Origin of the sequence: Burkholderia sp. ZZQ-2 (genome assembly GCF_050768715.1) — a bacterium.
Lineage (GTDB): Bacteria > Pseudomonadota > Gammaproteobacteria > Burkholderiales > Burkholderiaceae > Burkholderia > Burkholderia cepacia.
In genome coordinates, this window is record NZ_LDVA01000159.1 from 1 (window position 1) to 6382 (window position 6382).

Below are 6382 nucleotides of genomic sequence, written 5' to 3' on the forward strand. Positions count from 1 at the left end.
GGCACGCCCGGCACGCCCGGCGCGACCTTGCCGCTCGCGCAGTCCGCCCATTCGGCGCTCGACCCGATCGCCGCCATTCTTTCGTTCTACGTGATGGCGGCGGATCTCGCCGTCGCGCGCGGCCGCAACCCCGACACGCCGCGCCACCTGAACAAAGTCACCGAAACGCACTGATAGCCGAGACAGCCGATGAGACGCGCCGAGGAGTCCCAGTTGAAGAGTTCCACCCATGATCAGATCGTCCTGCTCAGTCCCTTGACCGGGCCGATCGTCGCGCTGGCCGACGTGCCCGATCCGGTGTTCTCCGGCGGGATGTTCGGCGACGGCATCGGCATCGACCCGCTCGCGGGCCAGCTCGTCGCGCCGTGCGCGGGCGTCGTGTCGCATCTCGCGCGCACCGGCCACGCGGTGACGATCACGACGCCGCAAGGCGCGGAAGTGCTGCTGCACATCGGCATCGACACCGTCGAGCTGAACGGGCAGGGCTTCACCGCGCACGTCGAGGCCGGCGCGCGTGTCGAGGCGGGCGCGCTGCTGATCGAGTTCGACCAGGACGCGGTGGCGCGCAGCGCGCATTCGCTCGTGTCGGTGATCGCGATCGCGAACTCGGATGCGTTCGAGGTCGTCGATCGTGCCAGCGGCTTCGCGACGGCCGGCAAGACGCCGCTGCTCGCGCTGCGCGGCAAGGGCGAAGCGGCTGCGCAGGCGGCACAAACCGGCGCAGCGGCGCATCACGAAGTGCGCCGTGAAATCGTGCTGGCCCAGCCGGGTGGCCTGCACGCACGGCCGGCCGCGCGGGCGCGCGAAGCCGTGCGCGGATTCGACGCGACCGTCGACGTGCTGTTCGACGGCCGCAAGGCGTCGATCGCGAGCGTCGTCGGCCTGCTCGGCCTCGGTGCGGGCGAAGGCGCGACGGTCGAGCTGGTCGGCCGTGGCGCGCACGCACAGCAGGCCGTCGATGCGGTCGAGCACGAGCTGCTGCGCGAAGCACACGGCGAAGTCGAGGAAAAGCCGGCACGGCTGAGGTCGCCCGCGCCGCAGACGGTTGCGCGCAACGTCGGCGCACCAATCGACCCGAACACGCTCGCGGGCGTGTGCGCGGCACCCGGCATCGCGGTCGGCACGCTGGTGCGTCTCGACGATGCGGAGATCGTGCCGCCCGAGCAGGCCGCCGGCACGCCCGCGTCGGAAAGCCGCCAGCTCGACCAGGCGCTGAAGGCCGTCGACGCCGAACTCGACGAAACGGTGCGCAACGCATCGGCGCGCGGCGCGGTCGGTGAAGCGGGCATCTTCGCGGTGCACCGCGTGCTGCTGGAAGACCCGACGCTGATCGACGCGGCGCGCGACCTGATCAGTCTCGGCAAGAGCGCGGGCTTCGCATGGCGCGCGACGATCCGCACGCAGATCGACACGCTGTCGAAGCTCGACGACGCGCTGCTCGCCGAGCGCGCGGCCGACCTGCGCGACATCGAGAAGCGCGTGCTGCGCGCGCTCGGTCATGCGAACGGTGCCGCGCGTGCGTTGCCCGACGAAGCGGTGCTCGCGGCCGAGGAATTCACGCCGTCCGACCTGTCGTCGCTCGATCGCCAACGCGTGACCGCGCTCGTGATGGCGCGCGGCGGCGCGACGTCGCACGCGGCGATCATCGCGCGCCAGCTCGGCATTCCGGCGCTGGTGGCGGTCGGCGATGCGCTGTACGCGATCCCGGACGGCACGCAGGTCGTCGTCGATGCGAGCGCGGGCCGGCTCGAACACGCACCGACCGCGCTCGACGTCGAGCGCGCGCGGCACGAGCGCCAGCGCCTGGACGGCGTGCGCGAGGCGAACCGGAAACTGGCGGGGGCCGCTGCCGCCACCGTCGACGGCCGCGCGATCGAGGTCGCCGCGAACATCGCGACGCTCGACGACGCGAACACCGCGGTCGACAACGGCGCCGACGCGGTCGGCCTGCTGCGTACCGAGCTGATGTTCATCCATCGCCAGGCCGCGCCGACGGTCGTCGAGCACCAGCAGAGCTACCAGTCGATCGTCGACGCGCTGCAGGGCCGCACGGCGATCATCCGCACGCTCGACGTCGGCGCCGACAAGGAAGTCGATTACCTCACGCTGCCGCCCGAACCGAACCCGGCGCTCGGCCTGCGCGGCATCCGTCTCGCGCAGGTGCGCCCCGACCTGCTCGACGATCAGTTGCAGGGCCTGCTCGCGGTGAAGCCGTTCGGCGCGGTGCGCATCCTGCTGCCGATGGTGACCGACGCGGGCGAGCTCGTGCGCCTGAAAAAGCGCATCGACGAATTCGCGCGCGCCCAGGGCCGCACCGAGCCGGTCGAGGTCGGCGTGATGATCGAGGTGCCGTCGGCCGCGCTGCTGGCCGACCAGCTCGCGCAGCACGCGGATTTCCTGTCGATCGGCACCAACGACCTGACGCAGTACACGCTCGCGATGGACCGCTGCCAGGCCGACCTGGCAGCGCAGTCCGACGGCCTGCATCCGGCCGTGCTGCGCCTGATCGACATCGCGGTGCGCGGTGCCGCGAAGCACGGCAAGTGGGTCGGCGTGTGCGGCGCGCTCGGCGGCGATCCGCTCGCGGTGCCGATCCTGGTGGGCCTCGGCGTGACCGAGCTGTCGGTCGACCCCGTATCGGTGCCGGGCATCAAGGCGCGTGTGCGCCGTCTCGATTACCAGTTGTGCCGTCAGCGCGCGCAGGATCTGCTCGCGCTCGACTCGGCACAGGCGGTAAGGGCAGCAAGTCGCGAGGTCTGGCCGCTCGACTGAGCGTCGACGGCAGGTTCGCGACCCGTATTACGACGAAGGCAATCAGCTCAACGACGATTAACGACGCTTAACGACGAGACAAGGATTGGAGGACTGAATGAACGGGAATCCGTTTCTGAAAATACAGGGCCTGGGCCGGGCGCTGATGCTGCCGATCGCGGTATTGCCGGTCGCCGGCATCCTGCTGCGACTCGGCCAGCCGGACGTGTTCAACATCAAGATGATCGCCGACGCCGGCGGCGCGATCTTCGACAACCTGCCGCTGCTGTTCGCGATCGGCGTGGCGGTCGGTTTCGCGAAGGACAACAACGGCGTGGCGGCACTCGCGGGCGCGATCGGCTACCTGATCGAAACCGCGATCATGAAGGACATCGATCCCAAGCTGAACATGGGCGTGCTGTCCGGGATCATCGCGGGTGTCGTCGCGGGCCTGCTGTACAACCGCTACAAGGACATCAAGCTGCCGGACTACCTCGCGTTCTTCGGCGGCAAGCGGTTCGTGCCGATCATCACGGGGCTGGTGTGCGTGGTACTCGGCATCGCGTTCGGGTACGTGTGGCAGCCGGTCCAGCATGCGATCGACGCCGCCGGCCAGTGGCTGACGACGGCGGGCGCGATCGGTGCGTTCGTGTTCGGCTTCCTGAACCGCCTGCTGCTCGTCACGGGCCTGCACCACATCATCAACTCGCTGGCGTGGTTCGTGTTCGGCAACTTCACGCCGCCCGCCGGCGGCGAGATCGTGCACGGCGACCTGCACCGCTTCTTCGCGGGCGACCCGACCGCGGGCACCTTCATGGCCGGCTTCTTCCCGATCATGATGTTCGGCCTGCCGGCCGCGTGTCTCGCGATGCTGCACGAGGCACCGAAGGAGCGCCGCGCGATGGTCGGCGGCCTGCTGTTCTCGATGGCGCTCACGTCGTTCCTGACCGGCGTGACCGAGCCGATCGAATTCAGCTTCATGTTCCTCGCACCGGTGCTGTACGTGATCCACGCGGTGCTGACGGGGCTGTCGCTCGCGATCTGCCAGATCCTCGGCGTGAAGCTCGGTTTCACGTTCTCGGCCGGCGCGATCGACTACGTGCTGAACTACGGGCTGTCGACGAAGGGCTGGATCGCGATCCCGCTCGGCATCGCGTACGGCGCCGCGTATTACGGGCTGTTCCGCTTCTTCATCCGCAAGTTCAACATGGCCACGCCGGGCCGTGAGCCCGCATCGGCCGACGCGGCCGCGGAATCGTACGCATCGGGCGGCTTCGTCGCGCCGGCGGCGGGCGCCGCTGCGGCTGCGCCGCGTGCGCAGCGCTACATTGCCGCGCTGGGCGGAGCCGGCAACCTGTCGGTCGTCGACGCATGCACGACGCGCCTGCGCCTGACCGTCGTCGATCCGGAGAAGATCTCGGAGCCGGAACTGAAGTCGATCGGCGCGCGCGGCGTGCTCAAGCGCGGCGGCAACAGCGTGCAGGTGATCATCGGGCCCGAGGCGGACATCATTGCCGACGAGATGCGTGCCGCGATCGGCAGCGGCGCGACCGGTGCCGCGTCGACGGCGACGGCCGCCGCGGCGCAGCCCGTCACGGGTGCGGCCGCCGGTCCGCTCGATCCGGAGCCGGCGCGCTGGCTCGCGGTGTTCGGCGGCGCGACCAACGTCGTGTCGCTCGACGCGATCGCGACCACGCGCCTGCGTGTGGTCGTGCGCGATCCGTCGGCGGTCGATCGCGATCGTCTCGGTGCGCTCGACGTCGCGTGGGTGTCGCTCGACACGTTCCACATCGTCTGCGGCAATGCGGCGGCACGCTATGCCGAACAGCTCGGCGCGCGCCTGCCGCCGTCGGGCAGCGGAGCGGCCGCGCAGCCGGCCTGATGTGATCGGGCCGGCCCGATCCGCGATGCGGATTCGGGCCGGCCGGCAAAACGAAAACGGCTTGCGATCCTTGCGTCGCAAGCCGTTTTTTTTGGTGCGGGCGATGGCGCGATGCACGTGTTTGCATCGCGCGTCGCCCGGGCGTTCAGCCGATCACGGATTCGTCAGCGTGAAGGTCGGCTTCCGGTAGCCGACACCGGCCCGGTCGAGCTTCGGCAATTCGCGTTGCGTGAGCAGCGTCGCGAAACCGGCCCAGTCGCGCTGCAGCGCGGCCGTGTCGACGTGATGCGTGTCGCCGCGCTTGAAGCGCACGCCGGCCGCATACGGCAGTTCCCAGTCGGCGCGGTGCCAGGCGCGCTCGGCGAGCGCGAGCAGCCGCGGATAGGCCATGTATTCGAGGAAGGTGTCGTTGCGCATCACCTCGCCCCACGCCTGCCCCTGCATGCCTTCGATGCGCGGCGCGGGGCCCGTTCCCGTGACCTCGAACGGGTTGCCGTCACGGTCGCCCATCACTTCGGCGTTCTGCGGCAGGTTCTCCGGTGCGAGCGAGAACACCTTGTACTCGTCCGTCGCGTGCGAGCCCCAGTAGTAGCCGCGCTCGCGCGGGTTGAGCGTGTACGGGAAGTCGAAGTACAGGTAGTCGGGCAGCGCGAGCACCGTCAGATAGCCCTTGCCGCTCAGGTCGCGCGCGCTGTCCGACGCCCCCCAGAAGATCGTGTCCCACAGCGACACCATCACGTGGCGCGTGCTGAAGTCCTGCGGCCCGTTCGCATGCTTGATGCCGTCCTGCCACGCGGCCATCGTGTCGATCCCGTTCGCGCCGACCGCCGCGCTCACCTGCTGCGCGAAACGCGTCGGCAGTTCGTCGATCGACTTGATCTCGCCGCGCTGGAGCAACTCCGTGCATGCGGGCGAACGCGCCCACGGCTTGTCCTGCGCGGCGAGATCGATGCGCCCCTTGTTCGGATCGGTGCCGTTCAGCGGCTGGAAGCCCGCGCCGAGGAAGATGTTCTTCGCCTCGTCGCCGCCGTAATGCCAGATGTGCAGCGGCGCCTGCGCATCCGCATGCATCGCCGCGATCTCGCGGATCACCTTCGATGCGAAATTGAGCGCGCCCGGCACGCACGGGTTCAGGTCGCTGCGGCGGTCGTAGAACTGCACCGTCGTCAGGTTCGACGTGTCCTGCGGATCGAGCAGCCGGTATGCGTTCGCTTCCTGCTCGCGCCCGGCCGCATGCAGCCGCCGGTAACGTGCCTCCATCGTCACGACGGCCGCGCGCGCATGCGCGGGCATGTCGATCTCGGGGACGATCTCGACGAAATGCGCGGCCGCGTAGCGCACGAGCGCCACGTAGTCGTCGCGGGTCAGGTAGCCGCCGCCCGAGCGGTTGTCCGGGCCGGAGCCGAGCTGCGGCAGCAGGCAGCGCGTCTCGCTCGGGTCGTGGCAGCGGCGCGAGCCGATCCCGGTCAGTTCGGGCAGGCCGGGAATCTCGATGCGCCAGCCCTCGTCGTCCGACAGGTGCAGGTGCAGGCGATTGAGCTTGTACGCGCTCATCTGGTCGATCAGGCGGCGCAGCGTCGCCGGGTGCTTGAAGTTGCGTGCGAGGTCGACGTGCATCCCGCGATGCGTGAAGCGCGGCGAATCCTCGACGAGCATCGCCGGGATCGGGCCGCCGCCGGCCGGTGCGAGCGAGTAGAGCGTCTGCACGCCGTAGTAGAGGCCGGCGCGATCGTAGCCCTCGATCAGCAC

Annotated in this window: 3 protein-coding genes and 1 pseudogene; 3 read left to right on the forward strand and 1 reads right to left on the reverse strand. The window is 69.8% G+C overall.

Going from position 1 to position 6382, the window contains the following annotated elements:
* The 3 genes and pseudogenes from ABY44_RS09505 to nagE form a co-directional block, all read left to right on the forward strand.
* Window positions 1-174 (forward strand): annotated as a pseudogene (locus ABY44_RS09505) (SIS domain-containing protein); the annotation flags it as partial.
* Between the two features lie 15 nt (window positions 175-189).
* Entirely contained in the window at window positions 190-2772 is a 2583-nt protein-coding gene (gene ptsP, locus ABY44_RS09510) for a phosphoenolpyruvate--protein phosphotransferase (protein WP_059695058.1), read from the forward strand.
* Window positions 2773-2869: 97 nt separating this feature from the next.
* The gene (gene nagE, locus ABY44_RS09515; RefSeq protein ID WP_060171885.1) at window positions 2870-4633 is read left to right on the forward strand and encodes an N-acetylglucosamine-specific PTS transporter subunit IIBC; all 1764 of its coding nucleotides are present in this window, start codon (window positions 2870-2872) and stop codon (window positions 4631-4633) included.
* A gap of 153 nt (window positions 4634-4786) precedes the next feature.
* Here the strand turns inward: nagE and ABY44_RS09520 are convergent.
* Window positions 4787-6382: family 20 glycosylhydrolase (locus ABY44_RS09520; RefSeq protein WP_431641142.1), on the reverse strand; the 1596-nt coding region annotated here is incomplete at its 5' end.